Raw genomic sequence first — 24,832 nt, 5'->3', positions numbered from 1 at the left:
TTTTGAATTGCATTCAATTTTCTAAATAGTGTTTTTTCTCTAAACTAAACAATATTGAATACAATTACTGTGCTACCTGAATGCTGTCCTGCTGTTGGAGCTGTGCCGCTTAATACCGATTTAATTTTTAAGGCCACTGAATTGGCAACCGAAATACGACTACCGTTTGTGACACTAACACGAGATTTTACACCGCCACCTAAATCAATATCTGGAGATGGGACTTCAATTGAAACTGTTGCGGCTCGATTACAGCTTAGTTGAATAGTTGCTTCTGCTGTATGCCCATTAACTTGCCCAGCATTTAAAGTACCGTGTGTAATATTAGCATCACCATTTACATTACATTGAACATTAACAGGCGGTACTGGTGTACAAGGGGAACTATAAATTGAAAAAGGCCTCCCTAGTCCTAATCCACCAGGCCTTGCAGGGATTGCGCCTATACAAACATCCCATTGGCTTGGTTGCCAATTCCATTGCCATGCTGCTATTCCTGTTGCACCAAATCGACGAATAAACGCATCATTCGCCATCTTCCAGGTCATTCCTGCTGTAACAGGTATACTTCGACCATTAAAATCCGTAACACTTCCATTTTCATAGTATAAAACCACACCATAGCTACATAGAGAACCTGCACAAGGTATTACTGTATTTTCAGCAGGATTATTGCTTCCAGTTGTAAACCACGAAGCGGTAACTAATAAAGCGGCTGATTGACTGACGTTTGAAAGCATCGTACGCTCAGCGTGAGCGATGCCCGAAAATAAAAAAATAAGAATAAAAATAACTTTTGGCATAATAAATATTACCTTCAATTTTCAATAACCATTTAATTATTATTGGTATTCAACCACCAAAGTGGCGCTTGCAGTAAACGAGCCGCCAGTCAATGTGCTATGGCTCATTGTAAAAGGCGCGGCTGTCAACTTGGGTCTTAAGCTGTAATTAAAATTAGCCCAGCCATTTAAATTTAATATATTATTTCCAAATCGGAATATAATTGATAAATTATCTCTACTTGTCCCTAACATTGTGGAATATATGCCATCACTCCCAACTATTCGTAGCTTTAATGCAGGGTTATTTGCACCATCAGAACAATTTAAATTAAAAGGAATTTCCCTTTGATATTCTAAACCATTAATTTTAGGTACAGAAATATCACCAAAATCAATAGTAATAGGTTGATTTGGATTTATCGATGATGTGATATCACAAGTCTGCTGTAAAACAATCACACTAACATTCGTATTAAATATTGCAGCATTAACGTTAAAATTAACAAGAAATATAAGTATGGATGTTATACCATTTACAAATCCCCTTTTACATTTTCTAGATTTATTCATTTAAATCACCTATTGGTCTTTCATTAGAATTAAAATACGACATTTTTAAAATTTACTTGTATATTAATTGAAATCCAAGGTGTAATAGAGCATAGCCGTAAACTCACCAGGTATTATTTTTGTTTCATTTTGACTTTCAATTTTAACAAAGGCATTTAATTGAATCGCCATTTTTCCATTTGAAATGGCAATAGGAGATAACACTGAATTCATAGGTATCTTTTTCCCAGAGCTATCCATTAAACCTATGACAACACCTTTCGCTGTACTACTAGGATTTAGCATTAAATAGCCATCCGAAGTTACATTACCAGCAGTACCCTGAACTGATAGTGAAATTGTATTGGCAATAGATACATCACAATCTTGTAAAATAATAGAAAATGGTTTTAGTGATGTTTTTTCATGTAAATAAAGCTGTTTATCAACAATAACACCAAACTCAACTACAGTTGGCGTACTCTCATCTATTGTACAAGGTAATGAAATTAACGTGCCTTCATACTGAACTGTATTATTATTATCTCCAAATGAGGCTGCGCATAGCATCATTAGAAAACCCAAAAATAGGCCAGAGTTTATTTTTTTCATATTAATTTCCTTATGGGTAATTAATGGAAATTGTTGCTGTTGCTGTAAATTTCCCTTCTATTATCGGTGTAATAGGCTTGGCTATTTTTACGGGTATAGAATATAGCGGAATCTGTAATCTACCATTATTTGTCATAGTAAGTTTTTTCTTATCATTCGGAGCAATAACGGTACTATCTGTTGCGTTATATAAACGAATCCCTATACCAGCTCGGGAAGTTTCTAATGCTTTTTCATCAAATAATACTGGGTTCCCCATATAATTTAGCTCTAAAGACACGTTACTGCCTAAATTAGCTCCACAGTCAATATTTAAAGACCAATTTTTTTGAAACCGTTTACCATCAATACGTTGAATCGCTATCTTACTAAATTGAATATTAACTGGTTTATTGATGCCTTCTGTTCCATAAATATCGCATGGAGGTGTATCAATAAGATTTCCTTTAAATGATAAGCTCGTAGAGTTATTAGAAAAAACATTAGGGCTATTTAATATTAAAAATATAAATAAGAAATAGTTTATCATCTTAGCGAAAATGTTAACTTTTTTTATCATAGGAAAACCTTTATAGATACACTGAATAATAAATTTTAACCTTATTCATACTCCGCTAAAAGCGTTGCAGTTGCAGTAAAACTACCCGCTGTAATATTAGCTGCTTTAGCATTAATTACTGGATTAGCATAGATAGGGTCTCGACGGCTATTTGGAAACTTTATAGGGTCAAGATTTACACGAATTGTAGATAAATTTGTAGATCCACTATAAAATGAAATACCTAAATTTGTATTGCTCGTTGTAAGTAAATTTGTATTAAAACTAGCAGCAGTCCCCTTTATACTTAATGAAAGCCCTGTATTATTTGGCGCATCACAAGTCAATTTATATTTAATCTCCTGTATATAATTCATTCCAGTTATATTTCTAATAACCATATCTTGAAAGTCAATAGTAATTTCATTACCATTTAACCCTGTAATTTCACAAGGTGGGTTTTGAATTAAGTTTCCTTTGAAATTAATCCTTACAGAATTCGCTGCTAATGCAGATGGAATTTGTATACTCAAAATAGATACTAGTGTCGAAATTATTAAAATACTTATACTCTCTTTCATATGAATTTTACTCAGAGTTAATCATAATTTAATTGGAAGTTAATAACCGATGAAAATTTACCTGGCGTCATATTCATCGAGGTTCTAACAGGAATCACACTGTAAGTTAAAATACTTTGCCCTTGTGGAACTAATTTAGGTTTTGTATATTCCCCTAGAGTAATAGTATTTCCTTGTTTATCTTTCAGTACTAAGCCTAAGCCTTCAATACCTCTAATTGAGATATACTTCGACATATTTTCACTTTTAGTTGTGACGAACCTTATTGAAAACCCAGGTTGGTCATTACTCCATGTCATATTACCAGAGTACGGATCTAGCATGTTAACGGGTGTTGCAAGGCAATCAAGTAGTTCAATATAAAACGGATACTCATTTCCCATAGAATGAATACTGGGAAAATCTCCTGTTTTTAAATCGCTAATTTCAATATCTTGATACATTGAATGCATTGCAATACGACACGGACTTTCTGTTAGTATTCCTTTCACATGCACTTGCCCATGCTGCCCATCAACATCCCAATGATTAATTGGAAATTGATTTTCTGCAAATGTCATTCCCGATATAGAAAATAGTAATAGAACAGGATTCCATTTTTTTTGAAAGACATTCATCTTATATTCCTTTTCTTAAAGAGTATCAGGATTTCTGTTCTTCTACTTGACAGTTCATTTCTTGGCAGCGGAAATGTAATTCAGGTCTACCACCGTAATCGTTGATATAAATCAGTACGGGGTTATTACCTAAAACACTTGTACTTACACCTAATTTTTCGCTACCAAATGGTGCGATCATTATTGGAGCAAAATCATTTGGATCGGTTTTTAATCTGTCTGAAAATGCATTTAAAATTGTGACGTAATATGCCGTTGGATTTTTGACAATGACCTCATGTCCTGATTTCTCTAATGTGATTTTTTCTTGCCATGGTTTTTCATCATCTTTTGGAACGATAGCTGCTGGGCGATAAAATAATTTTATTCGCGTTTGTAACGCAATTTGCAATACATTATCTTTATCACTTTTAGGTGGCACTTCGCGCAAGTTAAAATAGAATAGGCTTTCTCTATCTTGTGGTAACTCGTTTATCGTTGGCATTAAATCAATTTTAATTTGGCTAGATTTACTAGGCTCTAAACGTTGAATTGGTGGCAACGCAACTAATGGCTTAGTAATTTTCTCACCAGTTTGGTTTTCTAACCAACCTTGAGCTAAGTAAGGTAGCTCAGGATTATTATTGTTTATATTTAAAGTGACAGATTTTTGATTACCATCAAAAATAATGCGAGTGCGATCTAAAGAAACACCAGCGAAAGACATGTTTGCCAATAAAATGCTGGATAGCCCTATTAATAAACTGTGGGATAATTTATATTTCATAATTTATATACCTTTACTTTTTCTTTATTTAGACATTAGATTATTGGTGATTTTCTCGAACACAAAGTGCCAATAACCCTCCCGATAAGTCATCCAACTTTTTGGGAAAAACAATTTTACATTCTTGGTTAGAAGATAAATTTACTCGCATTACTTCATCGGCATTAATTCCACTCAAATAGGTATTCCCTTCGTCGCCGACAATACCGGTGTTTTGCCCTTTACTATTTTTAACTTGGGAACCAAAAGCGGGATATGTCCCATCTTCTAACCTGATAACGACCATACCTTTTAATCCTGATAACACATCAAAGTGTCTATAACCGACGGCTCCTTCCGTTAATGTTGCTTGTTGCACTGACTGCTGCGCATCTGCATTATCGGGTAAGTTATTTAAATCAATTTGTATATTATTTCGGTTGTAATTACTCATGTCGCTAATGACTGCTTTACCAAATAAATTCGTTTTAACTGCAATACCTGAGCCACGAATAGGAATATCAGGAACACCATCTGTATCAACCAAGAGCCGAGTTCCCCCTGCAAGGCTAGAACCATGGAATGCCCCACCTTCTGGTGTTATTGTTAATCCGCCATTTGCACTAAACCCAGCGGCACGATACTGATTCATCGCATAGCTAACGTTAGTAGAAAGCCAAGCATCATTTCCTTGATATGAAAAGTACCCACTTGTTGTCGCGCCTTTACGATTGTTTCCGATGTTAAATTGATAATTCATTCTTTCTGTTAATGTATCGAAATAGGATGCATTATTTGAAACATTGTCATGACTTATATCCATCGAATAACCGAGGCTTGCAGAGCTTCCCCAAGGTATAGAGACTGAAAAATAAATGCTATCGTCACTTTTTGAGTCTGTTTGCTGCCTATTTGCGGAAACAGTTGCACTAATATTTTTCCAACTGCCTATATCAAAATATTTTGATAGCATTAAGCTGTAATAATCATTGGCTGGTCGGTCCCAATAGGTTTGGTGGTTATAGTTAAAGTACAAAGAAAGACCACTTTCAATAAAGTTCTTATTAATTGATAACGTATATAATTCTTTGCTAGAGCCATAACGCATACCTGTTACTCGAAAATCTAAAAAATCACTCATATTCATAAAATCTCGTTCTGAAAAACGATAACCAGCAAAGTTAATTTGACTGTTATATTCCTCAAAACGCTTTGAATAATTCAGACGATAAGATTTACCTTTTAACGAACCATCGTTAGGAATATTTGCAATAGACTGCGTGATATCAAATGAAAGCGCGCCAAAAACCAACAGGTCACGACCAATACCAATAGATGTTGATTTATAGTCTTGACTACCTAATATTCCACCAAATAATGACCAGCCATTACTGACTCCCCATGAAAATTCTCCCATACCGAAGCTCACGCCTTGACGGTGGCCTTGGTTATCAATAGGTTTTCCCGTTGCAAATTTATATTGAACCTGACCTGGCCGTGTTAAAAAGGGCAGACTGGCGGTATCAACATCAAATGTTTGTGTGGTCCCATCTTGCTCAGCAACTGTAACATTCATTTTTCCTGTAATTGCATCACTGAGGTTTTGAATACGAAATGGGCCTTGAGCGACCTGTGTTTCATAAATCACTCTTCCTTGCTGACGTATAGTAATTGTGGCATTTGTCTTTGCTGTTCCAACTATTTCTGGTGCATAACCACGTAAGTTAGGCGGCAGCATGTTCAAATCAGATTGCAATCCAAGCCCAATAAACTTAAATGCATCAAATACACCTGAATTTAAAAAATCCTCACCTAGAGTTAATTTTGCTTGCAAAGCGGCTATCGCTCGATAAGCATAGATACGATTCCAATCAAAATTATGTTGAGTTGTTTTTTGTTCTCCAGTTGTACGATTGATTTGAGATTGCCATTCACCACGGAATCTCCATGCTCCTAAATTAACACCCGCTACACCATTTCCACTTAAAGATGATGATGTTTGATCTTGTTCAAGCGAATCGTTAATTGCTCCATTTATATTGTAGTCAAATAATAAAGCCGAAATACCATGATCCCAACGACTAGGAGGGTCCCAGTTTTCATAAATTTGTTCTAAATAGGCCTGAGGGACATTAATATTAAGTGAAGAGGTAGATAGATCCCCTTCAACAGACATACCATCTAAACTATTTAAATTTAAGCATTGGCCACCCTGTTCCCATAATGCTTTATTTAAGGCTTCTTTTGTTAACCCTAATCTTTCGACAATATCTGGGGAAAGGCAAGCCACACTACCTGAATCTGAAGTTTCACTTTCATTAAATATAACTGACATTTCAGATAATGAATGACCATTAATATTAATTTTCAAGTTATACGTACCAGGCATAATAAATCCAATACGATTAAATTGTTCTAAATCAATATTGTTTCTATCTTCTACATCTAATACATCAGTATTAAATTCAATTACCCTAGCAAATGTGGTAGTCAGCATACTGCTATAGAGCATTGATATGATCAAGCCTTTTAATATATATTGTCGTATTTTATTTTTCTTAATAGGCATATTAATTTCCTGACTACCCAAAAATAAATTTCAAATATCTTCAGTGATAATCAACTTTAAATTTTATTGTTGTTCTATATCCACCTGACTTTAGAGATAAACCATTTCTCATAAGCTTCACACCATATTTTAAGTTTGATTCCCCAGGTATTATTGAGTGTTCTTTAAGAGGAATACTGGGATATATTAAATTTCCTTTTTCATCTTCTAGAGACAATGATATTCCTTTTGCGTGACCAAATAATTCGAACAAATTCTTTTTGGCTGGTCCATCGAATGTTAATGTGAAATAATTCCAATGCTTTCCTGATAACGTTTCTAAATGGCAACCAATTAATTTAATTGAAAAATACTTTATTGGACTATTACCATATTGATTTATAAGACTCATTGGAATTACACCCATATCTATTGATTGGTCATAAGAGTCCATTGAAATAGCACATGCTGTTTCTAAAATGCTTCCTTGCATATTTACCTTACCAATAATAGTATTGTTATCAGCCAAAGAGTTATTGGCTCCTATAATTAATAAAATTAGGAAGCCCGTGATTTTCCTGATAACAATCATTGGTGGTATGTCCTTTATTTAGTATTTAGTGTTTTCCTGATAGGTCAGCACTTAATATTTTGCAGAAACTTAGTTATAAGAAAGAACAAAGTTTGTAGTTGCTTCAAATTTGCCTGGGTTAACTTGTGCACCTGAAACACCTTGCAAAGCAGCTTGGAATCTTAGTGAATTATCGCCTGCAACAAAGTTTTGGGTTGTAGAGCTATTCAGGTCAATTTTATTTCCTGAAACTGTCATTAATTTAACACCAGCACCTTGTCCATCACCAGTAATTTGAATTAAACCAGTATTATTACCAGAATTAACCCATTCAGTACCGGTGAATTTTACATTAACAGTATTATTGTAAGTTAATTCGACTTCTTCACCATCTTCATTTGTACCTTTATATTTTGCATTTAAAGTACAACCTTCCAGTTTAATTGCGAATGGTTGAGCTGAAGACATACCACCTGATTCAAGTGTTGTATTAGAAATTTGTCCTAATGGTACTTCTTGGTTTTCATCACCTGGTGCAATTGAACATGGCGCTGTAATAATTGAACCACTGAAATGAACTTTACCAGTACCTGCATCAACTGCTAATGCTGACGTACTCATTGCACCAAAAACCATTGTTGCGATAACTAACTTTTTCATATATTTACCTATATAAATTAAAATAAATTAATAACCGAATGATTATTAACATTGACACTAAGCTCATACCTATTTATAGGCATGAGTAAAACCCTTAATTACTCTAATTAAGGAAATAAATTTTAAAATTAGACAATTAAATTTTGTTCGAAAAATTATTTGCAATAACGTAGTAATAATAATCAGACCAATCCTTGCCAAGTGCATGCAAATAGTTATTTAGCATATCGATCGATATATTACACAACCCATTCTCATAACGAGAAACTTGCTGTTGACTCAGGTATAATAATTTTCCAACTTCAGTACCAGACAAACATTTTTCTATTCTAGCTGATTTTAAAAACTTACCTGTTTCTTTTGTAATATCTAATCCATTGATATATTTAACTTCACTTTTTATCTTATCTACATTTTCTACAAACATAGCCAAGTCTCCTAAAAATATATTTTAATCAATAATCGATTAGCTTAAAACCATAGCCAGATTCTAAATAATAAATTCTTATATAATAATAAGTCATTTAACGGAGGAGTATTTTTTAACTCAACTCATTTGATGTCGCTTACTATAGATTTATCCAATATTGGAGTAAAAGTGTTTTAAGCAATGAAAAGCGAGCTTTTAGATAGGTATGACCTATTAAAAAATATAAAAATATATATTATAACCTATTAAAATTAATTATAAGTTATTATAATCTTATATATCAATAGGTTGAAGAGCTTTAGTTAATCACGTTATAAATTATGTTTTCGTTAACATTGTCAGATTTAATATTTAGTACTCATATCTTCACCTATCATACTTGCAATTTGTTACAGTTATTCAATAAAAGATATATGATAACTTTATTAAAATAACTTATATAGATAGTCAAAATATGACAATTACACTATAGAATAAATATTACCTTTAGTTTTAGTTGATAAAATAGATATTTGTTTTAAGACTACCTACAAAGAAACTGAAGGGGTAAATAAGACTTTTGCTTTTCTGTCATATTAGTACCGTAGCTAAATTTTAAAGCCTAACAAAGCTCATCTATAAAGGTGATTTTACTTACTCGTTCTTTCTGTCTAAAGAAAACAAGGAAATGGAATAAATGAATCATTTCAACAGAAATGTTGGAATGTAGAGGGGATTATTTAGTGTAACTCAAAGTAGATACAAACACGGAAAACAGGTAACCCATTGTTTATTAAATTTTAATTATCCCCAGAGTAGGATCATATGACTATAGTATTCTAGGTGTAAAAAAGTACTTCTTATAAATCGAATTAAAAAACCAAACTTTATTAAAACTTAAAACTATAAGTCTAAAAAATTTATTTTTTTAGACTAAACAGCTAGCTCACCTCTTTGAAAACCTTCCTTTCTAACTGACATCACTCCATTTTCGTGTAATAATTTGGTTGTTATTCATATTAATTGTTAAATCAATCATTCATGCTTTAGATTAAGAAAACCACAAATCAATGTGTTGTAAAATCGTGAGGTAGTGCTTAATATAATTAACAGACTGACTGTAAGTGAAATTTATAAACTTAAAAATCATTTTTAACAGAGTAAAAATTATAAACAATGATATATATATTGAACAATTGTATAGAATATGATTCTGAAACTGGTGAGATAATTCAGCTAGGCTCAAACAGCGAAGTGGCCAAGCTTACACCTATTTTAAATCGTATTTTCAGAGTATTAGTCGAAAATAATAACATGATCATCCCAAGAGAAGAGCTTTTAAAAAAAGTTTGGGATGAGCATGGTTTGACTGCCTCAATTAATACATTAAACCAATATATCAGTGCTCTGCGAAAACTACTTTATCAGCACCTTGAGATAGATAATGCAATTTTAAATATTCCTAAAAAAGGTGTTATTTTATCTTCAGAACTCATTATTACACAACGTAACACCGAGCTTGTTCGCCATAGTGAAGAAAAAGGAGATACAGAAAAACTTGATGGAAGGGATAAACTACCTTTAATTGAGCTTAATACACATAATCAAGTCGCGGTATCTTCCGTTATAGCTAAACCCCGAGTATGTTATACGTTAAAGCGTAATTTCTCATTGAAAATTATACTTGGCTTAAGCGTCATTTTAACACTGGCTTCAATGTATAATTTATTTTTTGGTGCATTAAGCTTTGACAAAGTTAACACGTACCTTGTCAGTACAATAGGGTCATGCCCTGTTTATTCATTTAACAGTAATTTTGACGATAAAAATAATTCAAAAGATATTGATAAACATGTAAAAGAGTTTAATTTACAATGTAATAACAGTGCCATTTTTTATTACTACAGTAACCATAGTAATGCTCAAGTAGAAAAACAAACCCTACTGACTAAGTGCGAAGATAATAAAATATGTATTTCAACTCGAATAAATTGGTAGGTTAAGAATGAGAAAAATTACTATTTTATTGTGTGTCATTGCATTATTGTCAGTTGGCCTATTTTTTTATTCTGTGACTGTAGAGGACAACAAATACTGTAGTGCACAAATTAACTCAAATTTTGAGTCTCCCTTATACCCTAAAGCTGGATATGAAATTGACTTAAGGATCGTCCATCAAAAGGATAATAGCGGCTATATAAAGTTGGTTGGTTCAATTTCCACGGATAAAACCTATTCCGTGAATAGAGTCGTTCACTATACTAACTCGACTATTGATGAAATCGATAATATCAAAACGAAAATTACATTAGTGAGAAAGGCAAAAAATGATAATGTCAGTGATGAAGTATTCAATCACTATTTAAAAGCATTTTCTTTTGGTACAACCAGTTACTCGAAGATTAATCAAATCTCCCCTGGAAGGTATCTCTTTTCCAGTGCATTTGGCCCTTACTTTATTTGTGGGGAACAAAAAGAAAACGAGTTGCCTCCTATCTGATATCAATAAAGCATATTGAGAGAAGATATACGGACTGAAGTGTCATAGTCAATTGGCTACCTGAATAGAGGTGTTATTAGTTCAAGGTGACCTATATGACAATGCAAACTCGACGTAATTTCAGTGCAGAATTTAATTTGAGACTAGTTTTTCCCTTGACCAGAGCTATTCCGTACTCAAAGCTACTAACGCTATAAGTGCTAGTAAATTTACTATGGATAAATGAGTTAACCAGTTAAAGCAAAGTTTATTTCAACAAGGCAATTGCTGGGACAATGCGCCAATCAAACGCGTTTTAGGCACTTAAAAACGGAATGGGTATAATAAATAGGCTATCAAAGCTTTGTTGAAACTCAGCACCAAATCACCCGATACATGATTGGGTATGCAGATAATCGATCTGAGTTGATCTTAGCATCAAAAGTAAGGACAAGCCTTGCAAGCACTGGATTTCAGATACAAAAAAGACCTCGATTGATGCCTCTTGATGTTCTTATGGTGCGAAGGCCGGACTCGTACTTTACAGATAATGCATTGTTTTTATTCAGTATAAATTTACAGATAATTTTTTGTATACTTAAATGTATACTCAGTAGTTTGGGGTTTGAAAACTAAATTAATTAGCATCACTCCCTCTCTTATATAAGCTTCTGCCATAATACCATTTTATCCTTCTTGTTGGACATTATTAAAATACTAACACCCTATCTCTTATCTATTGTAATCCTTAGTAATTGTTAAAAATAACTTGTCAATGCCTTAACACTGCTCAACAATAACATTTAACTTAAGTGCAATTACGTTTAAGGACAGACATGGCTATAGGCTATTTTTTACGTGTTGGTGATAAAACAACTTGCGGTAGTCAGATTCTGACGGGTGATAATACTTTTATATTTCATGGAAGATCGGCTGCACGTCAGGGCGATCTAGTTACCTGTGGAAAGCATTCTGGGACATACAACATACTTGGTGGCGTTAGCAATGTATGGGGTAATGGCAGAATGATGGCGGGAACACTAGATAGCTTTAGCTCCTGTCCATGCAAAGCAAGACTGATAAACTCGATCACTGATTGCTACAGCAAAGAAGATGAACCGATGTCTCGCGCATATAACCCTGTAGCTACCCAGGCTCCTATTCAGCAAACAATTAGCCAACCAAGTAATCATTATGCTCCTCCTATTATTGCCAATAACAGCAACAAAATTAAAATTGATGCGCAACACCTAATTGATTGTGCTGATGAGCTTTGTGAAAAACACCTCTATTATCCAGACATAAAGAATGCATTCCAAAGTCAAGTAGAAGCTTTTGCTTATCTTATTGTTGATCAAGTTGAATCTGGCCAAAAAAGTTATGAACAAGGTTCTGCCGAGTTAAAGCAGGAAGAGAAAAGCTTACTGGAACAATCACTAAACTGGTTAACTAATGGTCTTTCAATTTTTGGTGGTGCAGGCATGGTGTGGGCTGGTGGTGCATTATGTGGAACAGGGCTTGGCTGTATTATCGGAGCTCCTTTAATTGCACATGGCGCTAATGGTATTTACGAGGGTATAGAAGGTTTAGTAGAAGGACGAGACGATATCGATGGCCCACTAAGAGATACATTATTCAATTGGAGTATACTCGTTTCAGCTGTGATCATTTTATTATTTTATTTAAAAATGATATGGGCATTAGAGTCTTTAGGACGGCGTTAATATAGGGTAGAGCCTTAGTCTCTACCCACATTATACCCACCCTAAGCACTCAATGGAGCTTCATTTGTTAATATACTCATACATCTTTTCAGTCATCACCCACAGCGCCTTATTCAATTTAATATCCCCATCAATACCGTTCACTGAACGCGTGCGAGCGCGTTTACCTTTCGCATTTCTGCCTGATAATCCCCCTTTAATTAAATTTTCTTGCAAACGTTGGTACACCGTCCAAAGATCGTCCTTCTTATCTTCTACACGGCGTGGCTGTAATACTTGCGCTTCGGTCACAGGTTGATGCGCTTCACCATAACGATATGTGAGAGCAGATTGAGCAAAGATGTGTTGGGCTGGTGGCGGTAATATCAAGCTTTGCATTTCTTCGCGTTTATCTGCGATGGCATCGAAGGTGCCTAATACTTCATAAGCCCCTTCAATGACTTTATTTACCACATCGCCCTTATGGGGCTATGAGCATCTATTCATAGCCGCACCTATGTTGATCTCTTAACTATGTGTAGTTTGTTGTTAATCCGTATCCATTTAACCTGTTATAGGTAGCTGGCTTAAAATTTCTCCTATACATAGTTTTCATTTTCGAACCAACCTGTTGTCTCCCATTTCAAGGAGATAATCATGAATACCGATCAACCTACTTTATGCAATCACGGTGACCCTACCGGTTGTGTTCCATTATTGATTGAATACAGAAAAACATTTCGAGAGTACTTAGCATGTCGTGGATATTCGAACAGTTATATTCAGCGTTGCGGGGAGGTCATGGCACAGTTTTCACGTTGGATGTCGGAAATGCGCCTGTCCTTGTGTGATGTAAATGAGACTCTGGTTGAAGAATTTTTGCACCAGCGCGTTCCCGATTATATTGAGCCTGTTTCGGGATATCGGCGCAACCATAGTCGCTCGCCCCTAGGGCACTTGTTAAACATGTTGCGGGCCATAGAGTTAATCCCACCTAAACCTATTGATATGCTCCCAGTGGCTGTAGAGTTACGCCGTTTTGACGACTATTTACTACAAGCCCGTGGATTCGCGCGAAGTACTCGGGAGACTTCCATACGAATTGTTGGCAGATTTCTTCGCGATAAATTCAACGATGGTGCCATCAATTTATCCACGCTCACCCCCGCACATGTTCGTGATTTTCTTGCCTCACAGGCTAATGTCTATAGAACACCGGTAAGCTTTAGTCTCGTTGTGTCCAGTCTGCGTGGCTATTTCCGGTGGCGTATAATGCAAAAGGATGATTTGTATGTTTTGATTGGCGCCCTTGCAAATCCGGCTAACTGGCAGCAGGCATCTTTACCTAAGTCACTCAGCACCGACGAAATTGAACAGCTGCTAAACTCACTTGGGCAAACAGATCCTATTGGATTGCGTGCTGATGCCATGGTGCGCTGTGCTCTGGATCTCGGCCTTCGTATTGGTGAAATCGCCCGCCTGAGCCTGGATGATATTGATTGGGTGAGCGGAACAATCACCCTGCGTCGGACAAAAGGCCGCCGGGACGATGTAATGCCTCTGCCCGTAACTACAGGCAATGCCATCGCTGCCTACCTACAGAACGGCAGACCGAAGACCCTGCATCGGGAGGTCTTTGCCAGCCATAAAACACCTCGTGAACGTCCCATTAGTAGATCGGTGGTCAGTATCGCTATACGCCAGGTATATACGCGTGCCGGGCTTCAGTACACCAGTGCCCATTTACTGCGTCACACGATGGCCAACAGGTTGCTTGCGACTGGTGCGTCGATTAAAGACATTGCTGATATTTTGCGTCACCGCTCGTTAAATGCCACACGCATTTATGCCAAACTCGACAGTCGTAATCTTGCACACGTAGCTCTGCCGTGGCCGGGCTTTTTTGACATGGATACTGCAGGGGGCCAGATATGATGGGCGATCTGACCACACAAGTTGAATGTTATCTTTCTGAAAAACGGTATCTCGGCTTCGAAATGAGTCATGCCAGTTATTGTTTACGTAGCTTTGCACGATACGTACAGCGAGCCAATCATCAAGGGCCATTAACTCTTGAATTGATGACAGAATGGGCATCAAAAGGCCGGTTTACCGAAGCTGTGCCCATTAGCATGGCCCACGGTCGCCTGAAATATTTGCGTACCTTCATGCGCTGGTTGCAATTCTCAGAACCGGAACACGAGGTGCCAGATGGCTCGGTCTGCGGACGAAAACCAGAGCGCGGAACGCCGCATATCTACAGTGAGCAAGAGATCGAGGATCTGTTGGCTGCGGCGAAGAGGTTGGGCCCGCACAACAGCATCCGAGGTCTGCTCTACGAGACACTCTTTGGCCTTCTCGCAAGCACTGGATTGCGTATTTCTGAGGCTCTGTCACTTCGCATTAGCGATGTAGACTTACGTAGGAGCATATTGATAATCCGGAGAACCAAGTTTGGAAAATCACGTTCAATCGTGTTGCACCCGAGTACGAGCAAGGCATTACATCAATACCTGAACCAACGTAAATTAACGAGGGCAGCATCAGATGAAGATGCTTATTTTTTCATCGGATTACGCGCCGATGTATTAGGAAAACGATTAGGCGGACAACAAGTTTGTCGGGTATTCCGGGCATTACGCCGGGAATTGGGCTGGGTTAATCGTGGTACTCATCATGCACCACGTATCCACGATCTACGGCATTCATTTGTGGTCAGGCGGATTATTTTGTGGCAACAACAAGGGATCGATGTTGCTCATGAGATGCTGTCACTATCGACTTATTTAGGGCATGCCAGCATAGCGGAGACTTACTGGTATCTACAGGCGGTTCCGGAGCTGATGGCGGCTTCGGCAAAGCAATTCGAAATGTGTATGCCGGAGGTGAATGATGCGTAAATCGATGTCTAAGCAATCAAGTTTCCCGGAAATTGTGCAGCAGTTTTTTACTGAATACCTGGTGGCGCAAAGGGCTCTCAGTCCGCAAACAATCGCCTGTTATCGGGATGCGCTCAAGCTATTTCTTGAGTTTGCAACTTCGCAGTTGCACAGACAACCAGTAGCCATGAAGTTGGAAGATATCACGCCAGATCTCATCTTGAAGTTTTTGGATAATCTGGAGTTAGAACGTCAGAATACTGTACGAAGCCGCAACCTTCGCCTGACTGCCCTACGAACGTTTCTCAGATTTGCTGGCCGACGAGACATTACCGCGTTACACACGGTAGAACGGGCACTCAATGTACCAATGAAACGCTTTGATCAGCCACTAATCGGCCACTTAACTCGCCCAGAAATCATCGCCATACTCGGTGCCCCTGGTGATGGCTGGACCTCACAGCGCGATCACTTGCTGTTTACGATTATCTATAACACGGGGGCTCGAGTGTCTGAGGTAATCAATATACGTGTTGTTGATGTCGTGCTTGATGGAAGCGCATGCGTTCATCTGAATGGAAAAGGGCGACGTAAGAGATCGATACCATTATGGAAATCCACGGTTGGAATTATACGGGCATGGTTGCGAACCAATCAGAACATGCACGGTGATGCGGCATTGCTTCCTGCCAGATCGGGGCAACCAATGACGCGAGCTAATGTGGCACAACGTTTAGCACTTGCAGTCAATCGTGCAGCAGCCACTCAACCCAGTCTGAAGACCAAGCGAGTGTCACCACATGTCCTCAGGCATACGACCGCCATGCACCTTCTGCAAAGTGGTGTCTCCTTCAATCTCATTGCTCTATGGCTTGGTCACGAAAGCGTGAATACGACGCATCGCTATGTCGAAGCCAACTTGCAGATGAAGGAAGAGGTGCTTTCTCGCCTTGATGCACCAGACACAACATTCAAGCGATTCCGGGCATCAGATGATCTACTCAACTTTCTGAAAACGCTGTAACTATGCAAATCAATTGTCGGCTCCAGGTCAATAAACTATAGGGGTCGACAATAGCTCCGCGAGCTAACTATACATAGTTGAGAAATTAACATAGGTGCGGTACACGCACCTCACCAAAGGTTTGTCCGCAAATTAAGCCATTCTGACAAACGAATCGGAACATCCCCGGTAACATCTGATAACTCGATGAGCCATCATGACTATTGAGTAAGATGATTTCAGGCACTAGGCTGCCCGTAATTTGGTCATGACGTCTGAGGCGTAACAGATGCTTAGTATGATCACGACGGCTGTCATCTCGTACACGAGTTTGACAGGCAAAGAACGGCTGAAAACCTTCTTTCTGTAAACTTTCTAATAACGTAATCGTAGGGATATAGGCATATCGTTCACTGCGGGATCCGTGTTTGTTTTCACCAAAAACACTGGGTACTGTGCGAAATAACTCTTCGGTAGTTAGCGGGCGGTCACGACGAATAGAGCAAGCATTGCCAAAACGGGAAGCTAAACGAGACATAGGGGTTCTCCTCAATAATTAAACTGATAAATAATTCGATAAATGGATTAAATGAAGATTGCTGGTGGGAGAAAGATAAAACCGTGACTGATAAATCAGTCTATAAGGCGAAAGATTTGTGCTTGCTCGGGATGTTGCATTGCATAGTCACGAAGTTGGTAAAAATACTCTACCAGCACAGAACTCTCGGTTTTAAACGACCAGATGCTATACACCATTAGACAAACTGCGATACCGGCTGCTTCAGGGCTTAACTCAGCTTCATTTCCGTTATGCGGGTTAAACATTTGCAGGGAGGTTTCGAGCATATCAGGCCAGATAAATGCGCCGCCATTAGACAGCATACTGAACTCCCAGAAAGCACCTTGATAGACCTCACACATCTTATCCATCAGATTAAAGATATCGCCTTCAATACGTTGCCAGTCTGGCACAGTGCCAAAGTAAAAACGCCAGAAGGTATCACGACCACGAGGGTGAACAAGGTTAGTTTTGATAACGGCAGATGCTTGCTGTTGTAAGGTAAACATAATAAAACTCCAATTCAGTGTATTTTGTCGCAATAAACAAAAAGCCCTGCACCGTAAGGCGCAGGGCTAGTTCACTCATTAATCGCCATTAAGGCTTAGGTTTCATTGAAGTAATATATACCTGAGAAAAATTACAGATTAAATTTGTAAATCATCTGGGTTTTCCTGATATTTTTTGTATTGTTTATTGATAAGAGCTTCTAAAAAATTGTTTTGATTCATACGGTAATGCTTTGCCATTTCTTTTAATCGCTCTTTTTCACTGTTCCCAATGACGCTATTTATTGCGACTCTTCCATCTAGATTTTTACGAGTATGCCATTGTTTATATGAGTTTTTTAATTTTGTGATAAAATGTTTTCTTTCATATACTTGATCACCTGCATCCCATAGTCGGAGAGCAGATGTAACAGCAATTAATTTATCCGATTGAGAGCTTTGTGGGTAAAGTGATAAATAGTATAATAAGTCAGGTTGATTCAATCGATTCCATAGATTCATTCTTCTAGGCGCTAGCCCTAAGCTATCCTCTATGTTACGTTCATTTTTATATTTTTTAAAATAATCTAATAACCAGTTGATAGACGGCTCATCCATATTTTTTATAAATGAGAATGAGTTAAAATCATTACTTGCTTTAAGCCATAGCTCTTTTAATAAATCCAAAGTGCGTTGTTTTTCACCACCCTGTTTAAAAAAAACACCATCAAATAAGTTTAAAATAACCTTGTATCGTTCTTCGTGACTCATTGCTTGCTTACTTAAATTTAAAAAGTCAAACCAAGATGTATTTTTGTTCCTGTGCCTATCCAAATAGAAAGTATCAAATGGTGCATCTCTAAATATATCACTTTCTCTTGTTGTAATCACTCCCCAGCAATATGCACACGCATATTCATCATCTTTTATCCAAGAAAATCCTTCTAAAGAGAGAATATTTAAATTCCCAAGAGTAATAGCATTTTCTAAATCCTCTAAGTGAGGATCTAATTCATAAAGGATATTTCTAAGAGTACTGTTAATAGACTTATAGTCATCATTATTTGAATGGAAGTTATATATATCACCATGACGGTGACGATCATTAAACCAATCGATATTGGATAGATAATTGACATAAAAATTAGCTAAACGATTATCATTTGTTTTTAGCTTATCTAACCCTTCTTTAACAATATCATCTGATCTGCTCATAAAACGACCTCTACTATGTACCATTATTGTATCTATATTGACAGTTTTGAGGCATTTTTAATGTGACCGATGTATAAATAACGTCAGAAACAGATATAAAGTAGATAAAAAGTAAATATGAAGATAATAAAAGATAGTCACTCTTTTTCTAGCATTATCTAGTATTTGATCCTCCCCTTATGAACCTCTTAATCGGTATTAGCATAAAAAAGTATAGAGGGTTATGATTAATATGAACTAGAATGACAGGTCAATAATTGGATAGTATCTATATTAGTGATTAGCCTTTATTATCACTCATCATATCCACGGCAAAAAATGAACAATGTTGATACTACCTTAAAAAGATAGTTTTGTCTCTATTATTAGCAGATAACATGAATGAGATATGTTAATCTAACAATGCCTAGTTAACTCTCACTATGATCTCGAGAATACATAAAACGAAACCTTTAGGTTATTAATGTTATTATCAAGATATCCATTATCAAGATATCCATTATCAAGATATCCATTCTCATATCACTCTTACCTAACCTTAATCTCTATGATTCATCATTACATCATTAATCAATAAACCACGCCGACTAAAAACAACATTAACCCTCCACCCCTCTGGGTTAAATAGAAAATATCCGAGTGGCGTGGTTATCCATTACCTAAAATAAAAACGACCATTTTCTTTTGTACGTTAGAAAATAATTTACAGTCTCCTGTTATCCGTTGAGTTAATTTCTACTTAACGGAGTTATTACCATGAGCTTTGCTATCCCTCAATTACAAAATTTACTCTATCAACAACAAACCAAACTCTTTGAACACTACTCGAAGATATTGATGATAAGAACGGATTTCCATTGGCGTGAAGACAGTGAGCGATACATTTATGGAGATGAACATCAATTCAGTCGGGATATGAGTATCCTGATGTTACGTCTCTCAAAATATCCCGGAGTAATAGGTTATGCTTGGGTATTGGAAGAAGCTCCTGATAGGGGCTTACATGCTCATGCTGTCATCTATGTGGATGGTCAACGCCATCGTAAGAAATGGGATTTCAATCAGCGAATGGATATGCTCTGGGAAACCATTACGGAAGGCGAAGGTTATCTTTATCATTGTACCGACAATAAACAATATCGTGCGGATATCAGTAAACCTATCCACTTTGATGATAAACGGGGTAAAAGAGCGATGCGGTATGTCGTCAATTACTTGGCTAAATACGAACAAAAAGGCGTTAAACCTATCTACCATCTCTCGACTCCGCCTACGGAAAAGCGAATCGGTCGTCCTCGTAAGTCCTCTTCGTCTTAAATACGTCTATTCGCTTCACCAGTGCGTTTTTTACACCGTAGTCATCCCATCATAGCACTTAGCTGATTAAATCGCTCAGAATGGATCTGAGCGTGTTTATCGTATTGTCTAGTGAAAGGGAGTAGTGGGTTCAGTTTATGTATTAGCTGTGAGAAGCATTAACCATCGAAGTGAATAAAAAAATACAGCATGGCGTTATTGTTTGAAGGATTCACACCGCATTTCATTAACCCTTTCGGATCCTTCTCCTTTTCACTCTTAGGAGAAACAAACGATGACCAATACAACCAATTACCCCTTACTGAATGACCAATTTATCGACATGAAATTTATCACTCATCTGACAGGATTAACGGATAAGTGGTTTTATAAACTCATTCAAGAGGGCGAATTCCCCAAACCAATAAAGTTAGGACGTAGCTCACGTTGGTTAAAGAGTGAGGTTGAACACTGGTTGAATGAACGTATCACCGCTTCTAGAGGCTAAGTATTATTAATTTAGTCAGTTACAGCGATTTTTTACAACTCACTAGTGAAATATTATATGAACGTCAAAAGAAGACGATCTTTAGGGTACTAAGGAAGGTGCCGATTGATAGTTTTTTGTACAGCAACCATGAAAAGCATAACGAGATCTGCTATCATTAATAATGCCATAGGCGCCAGTCAGTGCGGGAATATTAAAAGACTTTGATGCTGATGTGAACAGTGCATAGGACTCACGGGAAATACTTGACCAAGGAATATGCGGGTCATTACCCCAACAAGTAGACGAACAGCCTGACATGAAAATAAATTACAGGCCGCGATTATCGATACGCTATACGCCGTCCGGTACACTTTGATGATTATGCTGGTCGTAAGGCAGGTGAACTATTTAGCCAAAGCCGAGCAGAAACCCTTTGACCCGATTTACCATATCTCCCGCCTGCCTGATGTGAATGATAAGCCGATAGGTCGTCCTCGTTCCCGTCATCGTTAAGTCAGCCATAGGGAATGCTGTAGCAGCAAGGGGCTGTATGATGATCTCTATGGCCCTTATAGCCGTTTATTGTGGCGACACCGTGCAAGTTTATCCCCTGCCCGAATAAAACGCGCAGAATGGCGCTGAGCGCGTTATTCACACCCATTACTCCTCTTCAGCCGTCACTTTGCAGTTGCTGTAGACCGTAGCGTGGTCGGTGCCGACAACATAGGCAATGACAATTGGGCTGTTGTTACTGGGATCGACTTCCTGACGCAGATTAACCCGTCCATCCTCCGACGTATGGTAATACCCGATACCGTCATATTCCGCTTCGCCATAACGGGTTTCAGACCCATTATTACTGTCCTGCTCAAACACACAACACACCGGAGAAAAACAATGAACATTTACAATCTGAATGAACTGGAGCTCGGTATCGCTGAATTACCTGATGGCCGCCTGACAAATGCCTTTAAAGAGCAGGAGCGCTGGCAACCGGCACTACCCATTCCCTTTTACTGTCCACACTGTCACTTACCGGTGTATCTGGACCGCCGTAAACGGCATTTTTTCTTTGCACACCCCGTTGATAAGAAATACCTCGATTGTCCTGAGGTAAACGCGGCTATCAGTTATCTGACGCGACAATCTCAACAAGCTGAACAGTTCTCCGAGCTTCATCCCATAAAGCCCATCACGGAATGGTATTGCGTCTGGTGTCGACGGTTTTACACCAGCCAGCAGCGACCAGTCAGAAAGTGCTGCCCGAAGTGCAGAGAGGGGATTTACAGCATACCTGCTTCTCAGGTCACCGAAGACCACAGCTATTTTCATTACGCGCTGAATAATCAGGGTATTGAATCGTTGGTACGCACTCCATTGCTGCGGTTGACGGACCTCACTGAACCGAATGTTATCGATGAGGCGCAATAAAAAAATACAGCAGTCCGTTATTGTCTGAAGGACGACTGACACCACGCATTCCCCACCTCAGTCGCCTTCTCCTTTTCATACTTAGGAGACAAGACAATGACGATTCAAACAACCCCAACCACCAGCCTGCTAAACGACCAATTCGTTGATATGAAATTTCTAACTCAGTTTACCGGTCTTACTGACAAATGGTTCTACAAGCTCATACAGGACGGTGAGTTTCCGAAACCAATTAAGCTGGGTCGCAGCTCCCGCTGGTTACGAAGTGAAGTGGAGGCCTGGATGCAGGCGCGCATTGATGAATCGAGAGGGGGCAACTTCGCCCTTGGATCCTAAGGCACTAGCGCGAGTCGCCGTGCATTTTCCATAGCATACCCACCCATTACCCACCAACTCAATTTCAACCACACCTGGTGCGATTGAATGCGCTCTAGGCAAAGCGACGCCCTAAACATACGAACCTGGCTCGATACGCATGCAGGCACAGCTCAGTGGTCTTCTAAGTTTCAAGGTGGGTTGCCGAGTGTGGATCATGAATGTTGGGTACTCAGAACGTTTAGTTTAAATTTTACAGAAGGAGCACAACCATGCTTAAATTACATGAAGTCAAAATGTCGCTAGCCTTAACGCAGAACAATCGATTCGCTGGAGCCACCCAAGAACCGAGTTATTCACGAGAAAACTATTACTGTGCTCACTGCGGTGAGCCCGTCACACTGCACAAGACGCCAACGGAGTCATGGTTTACCCATTCTGATCCTCAGAACGCAGAGCACTGTCCGCGGGTCATCAGTAAGATCAAGAGCTTAGAAGACAAGGCACGACTGAGCACACAGATTCGATCAGTGTCCCCTATTTTAAAGGTCACGGATTGGTTTTGCGTGCAGTGTCGTGAGTATTTTACAAACAATCAAAAATGTTGCCCGAAGTGCCATGAGGGGATTTGGTGTATTCCTGCCCAGAATGTAACAGAGGAACATCAGCCTAAAACAGAAAAATCGTTTCCATTATGACCTTTTAATGCTCATGGTGTTAGGTTAATCAATCACGCTTTCGCTAAATGTGACCACGGCACTGCCACCAAAATTAAGCCTACCCTGATAAGCTCACCGAAGAAGAGGAGTTAAGGCTGAATTTTCATATCGAGGAACGGCTGTTACGCTATCACACACGGCCAATAATTATTTATCGCCAGTGGTGTATGAAAATTCCTTAAGAAAAGTGTCCTGATTTAGTTGCGCAGAACAGATGGGGGATATCGCGAAATGTAGGCAGTTTTTTAAGATCTCATTATGCTCTTCAAGTCGCGCAATTTTCTTTTTCAATTCACGGATTTCAACTTGCTCTGGCGTCATGGGTGACGCTTTCGGTGAGATCCCTTTGCGTTCTAGCTTGAGTTGCCGACCCCATTTGTCCATGGTTGATTTCCCGACGCCCATCGCGTTGGCGGCGTCGACCACGGAATAGTTTTGGTCAAGTACCAGTTGAGCCGCTTCAAGTTTGAATTCAGCACTGAAAAGCCGTCATATACGTTTTGCCATAATTGTCACCTATCTGTTTTATGAGGTGATGATATCACCTCTGAGTTGGTGACCAAATTAACTATGCCATTTCAATAATCACTAATTTAAGTGATATCAACTTCTTGGAGATCTAAGAGGCCAATCTATATCAGCTGTTAGCTGAAAATAATGAAATATCAAAAGGGTGCGGAACTAAAGTGGGGGGAAGGGATCACAGTAAGATTTATCTGTAAGTATATCTTATTTATAGATAGTTTAGAGCGTGTTTATCTTTGTAGTGCATATTTCAATCGACCCACATTGGGAGCCACATGATTGAAAATGCTAAAGCAACAACACTTTCATAATTTCGGGCTAATTTGTCATACCGAGTCGCCACTGCTCGGTATTTCTTTATTTTTAGGAAGGCATTTTCAACTAAATGACGATATCGATATAAGCACCAATCAATATCTTTATTCCCTTGTTTACTATTCCCTTTTTTTGGGATGACATGCTGACCCCGACGGCTTTTTATCAACTGTCGTAAGGCTTCACAGTCATAGCCTTTATCTGCAATAACAACTTCGGCTTCCGGTGAAGAGGTAACCAATGTTTCTGCATAACTCACATCATGGGCTTGCCCACCTGACAACTCAAAATGAACCGGAAGACCACTGCTATCTACCGCTAAATGTATTTTAGTTGAGTTGCCGCCTCGGCTTTTGCCTATAGCCTGCTTTGAAGCATCTTTAACGTTGGCTCCATCTTGATGCGTTTTCACGATACTGGCATCAATAAATAGCCACTGAGGATCATTGAAGCGAGATAGAAATTGGAAAATTTCCATCATCACGCCTTTCTTTGACCAAAGGTTAAAACGTCTAAATACCGTATTCCATTCACCAAATTGACGAGGTAAATCGCGCCATGGAATGCCTGTTCTTATTCGGAATAAAATACCTTCAAGGGTCATTCTATGTGCTGGTTTGTTATAAATACGTCCGGTTAGGTGCATGATTTTTGATAGTAACTTCCAGCTATCATCTGTTAACATAAGTCTCGGCATTTGGGGGTGTTTTTTTGATTTTTGGCGAAACCATTATAACAGCCCCATTTGCTGTCTGCTTTTTATACCGAAAAGATCAACACGCTCTAGTTAACAACTATCT

Annotated in this window: 27 protein-coding genes and 5 pseudogenes; 13 read left to right on the top strand and 19 right to left on the bottom strand. The window is 38.3% G+C overall.

Annotation, left to right across the window (positions count from 1 at the left end):
• Positions 1–44: 44 nt before the first annotated feature.
• The 11 genes from M1F14_RS05770 to M1F14_RS05720 all read right to left on the bottom strand — a co-directional run bounded on the left by M1F14_RS05770 (position 45) and on the right by M1F14_RS05720 (position 8,633).
• Positions 45–803 (bottom strand): hypothetical protein, encoded by a 759-nt coding sequence (locus tag M1F14_RS05770; protein WP_042845642.1) that lies wholly within the window; start codon positions 801–803, stop codon positions 45–47.
• Positions 804–842: 39 nt separating this feature from the next.
• A complete protein-coding gene (locus M1F14_RS05765) occupies positions 843–1,355 on the bottom strand; it encodes a fimbrial protein (RefSeq protein WP_081363975.1) in 513 nt (170 codons plus the stop codon).
• Between the two features lie 63 nt (positions 1,356–1,418).
• The gene (locus tag M1F14_RS05760) at positions 1,419–1,946 is read right to left on the bottom strand and encodes a fimbrial protein (protein ID WP_181468789.1); all 528 of its coding nucleotides are present in this window, start codon (positions 1,944–1,946) and stop codon (positions 1,419–1,421) included.
• 10 nt (positions 1,947–1,956) lie between these two features.
• Positions 1,957–2,505 carry a fimbrial protein gene (locus M1F14_RS05755; RefSeq protein WP_048605923.1) on the bottom strand — a complete coding sequence of 183 codons (549 nt, stop codon included), beginning with the start codon at positions 2,503–2,505 and terminating at the stop codon, positions 1,957–1,959.
• A 41-nt stretch (positions 2,506–2,546) separates the two neighbouring features.
• The gene (locus tag M1F14_RS05750; protein WP_042845646.1) at positions 2,547–3,065 is read right to left on the bottom strand and encodes a fimbrial protein; all 519 of its coding nucleotides are present in this window, start codon (positions 3,063–3,065) and stop codon (positions 2,547–2,549) included.
• A 17-nt stretch (positions 3,066–3,082) separates the two neighbouring features.
• The gene (locus tag M1F14_RS05745) at positions 3,083–3,682 is read right to left on the bottom strand and encodes a fimbrial protein (RefSeq protein ID WP_181468790.1); all 600 of its coding nucleotides are present in this window, start codon (positions 3,680–3,682) and stop codon (positions 3,083–3,085) included.
• Positions 3,683–3,707: 25 nt separating this feature from the next.
• The gene (locus tag M1F14_RS05740; protein ID WP_042845648.1) at positions 3,708–4,448 is read right to left on the bottom strand and encodes a fimbria/pilus periplasmic chaperone; all 741 of its coding nucleotides are present in this window, start codon (positions 4,446–4,448) and stop codon (positions 3,708–3,710) included.
• A 40-nt stretch (positions 4,449–4,488) separates the two neighbouring features.
• Positions 4,489–6,996: a fimbria/pilus outer membrane usher protein gene (locus tag M1F14_RS05735; RefSeq protein ID WP_071548660.1), complete on the bottom strand. Its 2,508-nt coding sequence runs from the start codon at positions 6,994–6,996 to the stop codon at positions 4,489–4,491.
• 40 nt (positions 6,997–7,036) lie between these two features.
• Positions 7,037–7,504, bottom strand: coding sequence for a fimbrial protein (locus M1F14_RS05730; RefSeq protein WP_181468791.1), 468 nt, complete (start codon positions 7,502–7,504; stop codon positions 7,037–7,039).
• Positions 7,505–7,636: 132 nt separating this feature from the next.
• Positions 7,637–8,206, bottom strand: a complete 570-nt coding sequence (locus M1F14_RS05725; protein ID WP_048605920.1) for a fimbrial protein — start codon at positions 8,204–8,206, stop codon at positions 7,637–7,639.
• A 136-nt stretch (positions 8,207–8,342) separates the two neighbouring features.
• Positions 8,343–8,633: a helix-turn-helix domain-containing protein gene (locus M1F14_RS05720; protein ID WP_048605919.1), complete on the bottom strand. Its 291-nt coding sequence runs from the start codon at positions 8,631–8,633 to the stop codon at positions 8,343–8,345.
• 1,170 nt (positions 8,634–9,803) lie between these two features.
• Here M1F14_RS05720 and M1F14_RS05715 point away from each other — a divergent pair.
• The 4 genes and pseudogenes from M1F14_RS05715 to M1F14_RS05700 all read left to right on the top strand — a co-directional run bounded on the left by M1F14_RS05715 (position 9,804) and on the right by M1F14_RS05700 (position 12,818).
• A complete protein-coding gene (locus M1F14_RS05715) occupies positions 9,804–10,613 on the top strand; it encodes a winged helix-turn-helix domain-containing protein (protein ID WP_187549564.1) in 810 nt (269 codons plus the stop codon).
• Between the two features lie 7 nt (positions 10,614–10,620).
• A complete protein-coding gene (locus M1F14_RS05710) occupies positions 10,621–11,115 on the top strand; it encodes a FidL-like protein (protein ID WP_042845652.1) in 495 nt (164 codons plus the stop codon).
• 232 nt (positions 11,116–11,347) lie between these two features.
• Positions 11,348–11,502, top strand: a pseudogene (locus M1F14_RS05705) (IS3 family transposase); the annotation flags it as partial.
• 428 nt (positions 11,503–11,930) lie between these two features.
• Positions 11,931–12,818 (top strand): PAAR domain-containing protein, encoded by an 888-nt coding sequence (locus M1F14_RS05700; protein WP_181468792.1) that lies wholly within the window; start codon positions 11,931–11,933, stop codon positions 12,816–12,818.
• A gap of 60 nt (positions 12,819–12,878) precedes the next feature.
• Here the strand turns inward: M1F14_RS05700 and M1F14_RS05695 are convergent.
• A pseudogene (locus M1F14_RS05695) lies at positions 12,879–13,286 on the bottom strand (DUF932 domain-containing protein); the annotation flags it as partial.
• A 168-nt stretch (positions 13,287–13,454) separates the two neighbouring features.
• Here M1F14_RS05695 and M1F14_RS05690 point away from each other — a divergent pair.
• From M1F14_RS05690 to M1F14_RS05680, 3 genes are read left to right on the top strand one after another with little or no spacing between them, the layout of a single operon-like run.
• A complete protein-coding gene (locus M1F14_RS05690) occupies positions 13,455–14,732 on the top strand; it encodes a site-specific integrase (RefSeq protein ID WP_181468794.1) in 1,278 nt (425 codons plus the stop codon).
• Positions 14,729–15,697 carry a tyrosine-type recombinase/integrase gene (locus M1F14_RS05685; RefSeq protein ID WP_166687546.1) on the top strand — a complete coding sequence of 323 codons (969 nt, stop codon included), beginning with the start codon at positions 14,729–14,731 and terminating at the stop codon, positions 15,695–15,697. The genes M1F14_RS05690 and M1F14_RS05685 overlap by 4 nt, the downstream gene beginning before the upstream one ends.
• Complete coding sequence (locus M1F14_RS05680) at positions 15,687–16,700, top strand: tyrosine-type recombinase/integrase (protein WP_181468795.1); 1,014 nt, start codon at positions 15,687–15,689, stop codon at positions 16,698–16,700. The genes M1F14_RS05685 and M1F14_RS05680 overlap by 11 nt, the downstream gene beginning before the upstream one ends.
• A 94-nt stretch (positions 16,701–16,794) precedes the next feature.
• Here the strand turns inward: M1F14_RS05680 and M1F14_RS05675 are convergent.
• From M1F14_RS05675 to M1F14_RS05665, 3 genes and pseudogenes are all read right to left on the bottom strand, one after another.
• Positions 16,795–17,217, bottom strand: a pseudogene (locus tag M1F14_RS05675) (DUF932 domain-containing protein); the annotation flags it as partial.
• Positions 17,218–17,312: 95 nt separating this feature from the next.
• Entirely contained in the window at positions 17,313–17,747 is a 435-nt protein-coding gene (locus tag M1F14_RS05670) for an antirestriction protein (protein ID WP_181468796.1), read from the bottom strand.
• Between the two features lie 138 nt (positions 17,748–17,885).
• Positions 17,886–18,941 (bottom strand): hypothetical protein, encoded by a 1,056-nt coding sequence (locus M1F14_RS05665; protein WP_181468797.1) that lies wholly within the window; start codon positions 18,939–18,941, stop codon positions 17,886–17,888.
• 927 nt (positions 18,942–19,868) lie between these two features.
• Between M1F14_RS05665 and M1F14_RS05660 the strand changes: the two genes are divergently transcribed.
• On the top strand, positions 19,869–20,258 hold the full coding sequence (locus M1F14_RS05660) for a hypothetical protein (protein WP_325984405.1): 390 nt from the start codon (positions 19,869–19,871) through the stop codon (positions 20,256–20,258).
• 274 nt (positions 20,259–20,532) lie between these two features.
• Entirely contained in the window at positions 20,533–20,745 is a 213-nt protein-coding gene (locus tag M1F14_RS05655) for an AlpA family transcriptional regulator (RefSeq protein ID WP_181468799.1), read from the top strand.
• A 132-nt stretch (positions 20,746–20,877) separates the two neighbouring features.
• Here M1F14_RS05655 and M1F14_RS05650 read toward each other — a convergent pair.
• A pseudogene (locus M1F14_RS05650) lies at positions 20,878–21,021 on the bottom strand (transcriptional regulator); the annotation flags it as partial.
• Positions 21,022–21,102: 81 nt separating this feature from the next.
• Here M1F14_RS05650 and M1F14_RS05645 point away from each other — a divergent pair.
• Entirely contained in the window at positions 21,103–21,240 is a 138-nt protein-coding gene (locus M1F14_RS05645) for a hypothetical protein (RefSeq protein WP_181468800.1), read from the top strand.
• A gap of 147 nt (positions 21,241–21,387) precedes the next feature.
• Here M1F14_RS05645 and M1F14_RS05640 read toward each other — a convergent pair whose 3' ends face one another.
• Positions 21,388–21,603, bottom strand: coding sequence for a hypothetical protein (locus M1F14_RS05640; RefSeq protein WP_080025647.1), 216 nt, complete (start codon positions 21,601–21,603; stop codon positions 21,388–21,390).
• Positions 21,604–21,624: 21 nt separating this feature from the next.
• Here M1F14_RS05640 and M1F14_RS05635 point away from each other — a divergent pair, with 21 nt between their 5' ends.
• From M1F14_RS05635 to M1F14_RS05625, 3 genes are all read left to right on the top strand, one after another.
• Complete coding sequence (locus M1F14_RS05635; RefSeq protein WP_163885768.1) at positions 21,625–22,158, top strand: putative zinc ribbon protein; 534 nt, start codon at positions 21,625–21,627, stop codon at positions 22,156–22,158.
• A 96-nt stretch (positions 22,159–22,254) separates the two neighbouring features.
• Positions 22,255–22,494, top strand: coding sequence for an AlpA family transcriptional regulator (locus tag M1F14_RS05630; RefSeq protein WP_181468801.1), 240 nt, complete (start codon positions 22,255–22,257; stop codon positions 22,492–22,494).
• Between the two features lie 251 nt (positions 22,495–22,745).
• Positions 22,746–23,171, top strand: a complete 426-nt coding sequence (locus tag M1F14_RS05625; protein WP_181468802.1) for a putative zinc ribbon protein — start codon at positions 22,746–22,748, stop codon at positions 23,169–23,171.
• 264 nt (positions 23,172–23,435) lie between these two features.
• Here M1F14_RS05625 and M1F14_RS05620 read toward each other — a convergent pair.
• Positions 23,436–23,737 (bottom strand): annotated as a pseudogene (locus M1F14_RS05620) (transposase); the annotation flags it as partial.
• A 230-nt stretch (positions 23,738–23,967) separates the two neighbouring features.
• A complete protein-coding gene (locus tag M1F14_RS05615) occupies positions 23,968–24,729 on the bottom strand; it encodes an IS5 family transposase (RefSeq protein ID WP_181468803.1) in 762 nt (253 codons plus the stop codon).
• Positions 24,730–24,832 lie beyond the last annotated feature (103 nt).

The organism is Providencia sp. PROV003, from assembly GCF_045040775.1.
Classification (GTDB): Bacteria; Pseudomonadota; Gammaproteobacteria; order Enterobacterales; family Enterobacteriaceae; genus Providencia; species Providencia huashanensis.
The sequence above is the reverse complement of the archived record's forward strand: the minus strand, read 5'-3'. Positions and strand labels throughout refer to the sequence as shown.

What these genes read in the sequence shown, in the direction of transcription:
- M1F14_RS05710 (WP_042845652.1), top strand. Translation starts at nt 10,621, where the DNA reads ATGAGAAAAATTACTATTTTATTGTGTGTCATTGCATTATTGTCAGTT.
- M1F14_RS05700 (WP_181468792.1), top strand. Translation starts at nt 11,931, where the DNA reads ATGGCTATAGGCTATTTTTTACGTGTTGGTGATAAAACAACTTGCGGT.
- M1F14_RS05615 (WP_181468803.1), bottom strand. Translation starts at nt 24,729, where the DNA reads ATGCCGAGACTTATGTTAACAGATGATAGCTGGAAGTTACTATCAAAA.
- M1F14_RS05720 (WP_048605919.1), bottom strand. Translation starts at nt 8,633, where the DNA reads ATGTTTGTAGAAAATGTAGATAAGATAAAAAGTGAAGTTAAATATATC.
- M1F14_RS05645 (WP_181468800.1), top strand. Translation starts at nt 21,103, where the DNA reads ATGATTATGCTGGTCGTAAGGCAGGTGAACTATTTAGCCAAAGCCGAG.
- M1F14_RS05760 (WP_181468789.1), bottom strand. Translation starts at nt 1,946, where the DNA reads ATGAAAAAAATAAACTCTGGCCTATTTTTGGGTTTTCTAATGATGCTA.
- M1F14_RS05740 (WP_042845648.1), bottom strand. Translation starts at nt 4,448, where the DNA reads ATGAAATATAAATTATCCCACAGTTTATTAATAGGGCTATCCAGCATT.
- M1F14_RS05635 (WP_163885768.1), top strand. Translation starts at nt 21,625, where the DNA reads ATGAACATTTACAATCTGAATGAACTGGAGCTCGGTATCGCTGAATTA.
- M1F14_RS05745 (WP_181468790.1), bottom strand. Translation starts at nt 3,682, where the DNA reads ATGAATGTCTTTCAAAAAAAATGGAATCCTGTTCTATTACTATTTTCT.
- M1F14_RS05655 (WP_181468799.1), top strand. Translation starts at nt 20,533, where the DNA reads ATGACCAATACAACCAATTACCCCTTACTGAATGACCAATTTATCGAC.
- M1F14_RS05755 (WP_048605923.1), bottom strand. Translation starts at nt 2,505, where the DNA reads ATGATAAAAAAAGTTAACATTTTCGCTAAGATGATAAACTATTTCTTA.
- M1F14_RS05660 (WP_325984405.1), top strand. Translation starts at nt 19,869, where the DNA reads ATGTTACGTCTCTCAAAATATCCCGGAGTAATAGGTTATGCTTGGGTA.
- M1F14_RS05765 (WP_081363975.1), bottom strand. Translation starts at nt 1,355, where the DNA reads ATGAATAAATCTAGAAAATGTAAAAGGGGATTTGTAAATGGTATAACA.
- M1F14_RS05725 (WP_048605920.1), bottom strand. Translation starts at nt 8,206, where the DNA reads ATGAAAAAGTTAGTTATCGCAACAATGGTTTTTGGTGCAATGAGTACG.
- M1F14_RS05750 (WP_042845646.1), bottom strand. Translation starts at nt 3,065, where the DNA reads ATGAAAGAGAGTATAAGTATTTTAATAATTTCGACACTAGTATCTATT.
- M1F14_RS05625 (WP_181468802.1), top strand. Translation starts at nt 22,746, where the DNA reads ATGCTTAAATTACATGAAGTCAAAATGTCGCTAGCCTTAACGCAGAAC.
- M1F14_RS05665 (WP_181468797.1), bottom strand. Translation starts at nt 18,941, where the DNA reads ATGAGCAGATCAGATGATATTGTTAAAGAAGGGTTAGATAAGCTAAAA.
- M1F14_RS05735 (WP_071548660.1), bottom strand. Translation starts at nt 6,996, where the DNA reads ATGCCTATTAAGAAAAATAAAATACGACAATATATATTAAAAGGCTTG.
- M1F14_RS05770 (WP_042845642.1), bottom strand. Translation starts at nt 803, where the DNA reads ATGCCAAAAGTTATTTTTATTCTTATTTTTTTATTTTCGGGCATCGCT.
- M1F14_RS05630 (WP_181468801.1), top strand. Translation starts at nt 22,255, where the DNA reads ATGACGATTCAAACAACCCCAACCACCAGCCTGCTAAACGACCAATTC.
- M1F14_RS05690 (WP_181468794.1), top strand. Translation starts at nt 13,455, where the DNA reads ATGAATACCGATCAACCTACTTTATGCAATCACGGTGACCCTACCGGT.
- M1F14_RS05670 (WP_181468796.1), bottom strand. Translation starts at nt 17,747, where the DNA reads ATGTTTACCTTACAACAGCAAGCATCTGCCGTTATCAAAACTAACCTT.
- M1F14_RS05680 (WP_181468795.1), top strand. Translation starts at nt 15,687, where the DNA reads ATGATGCGTAAATCGATGTCTAAGCAATCAAGTTTCCCGGAAATTGTG.
- M1F14_RS05685 (WP_166687546.1), top strand. Translation starts at nt 14,729, where the DNA reads ATGATGGGCGATCTGACCACACAAGTTGAATGTTATCTTTCTGAAAAA.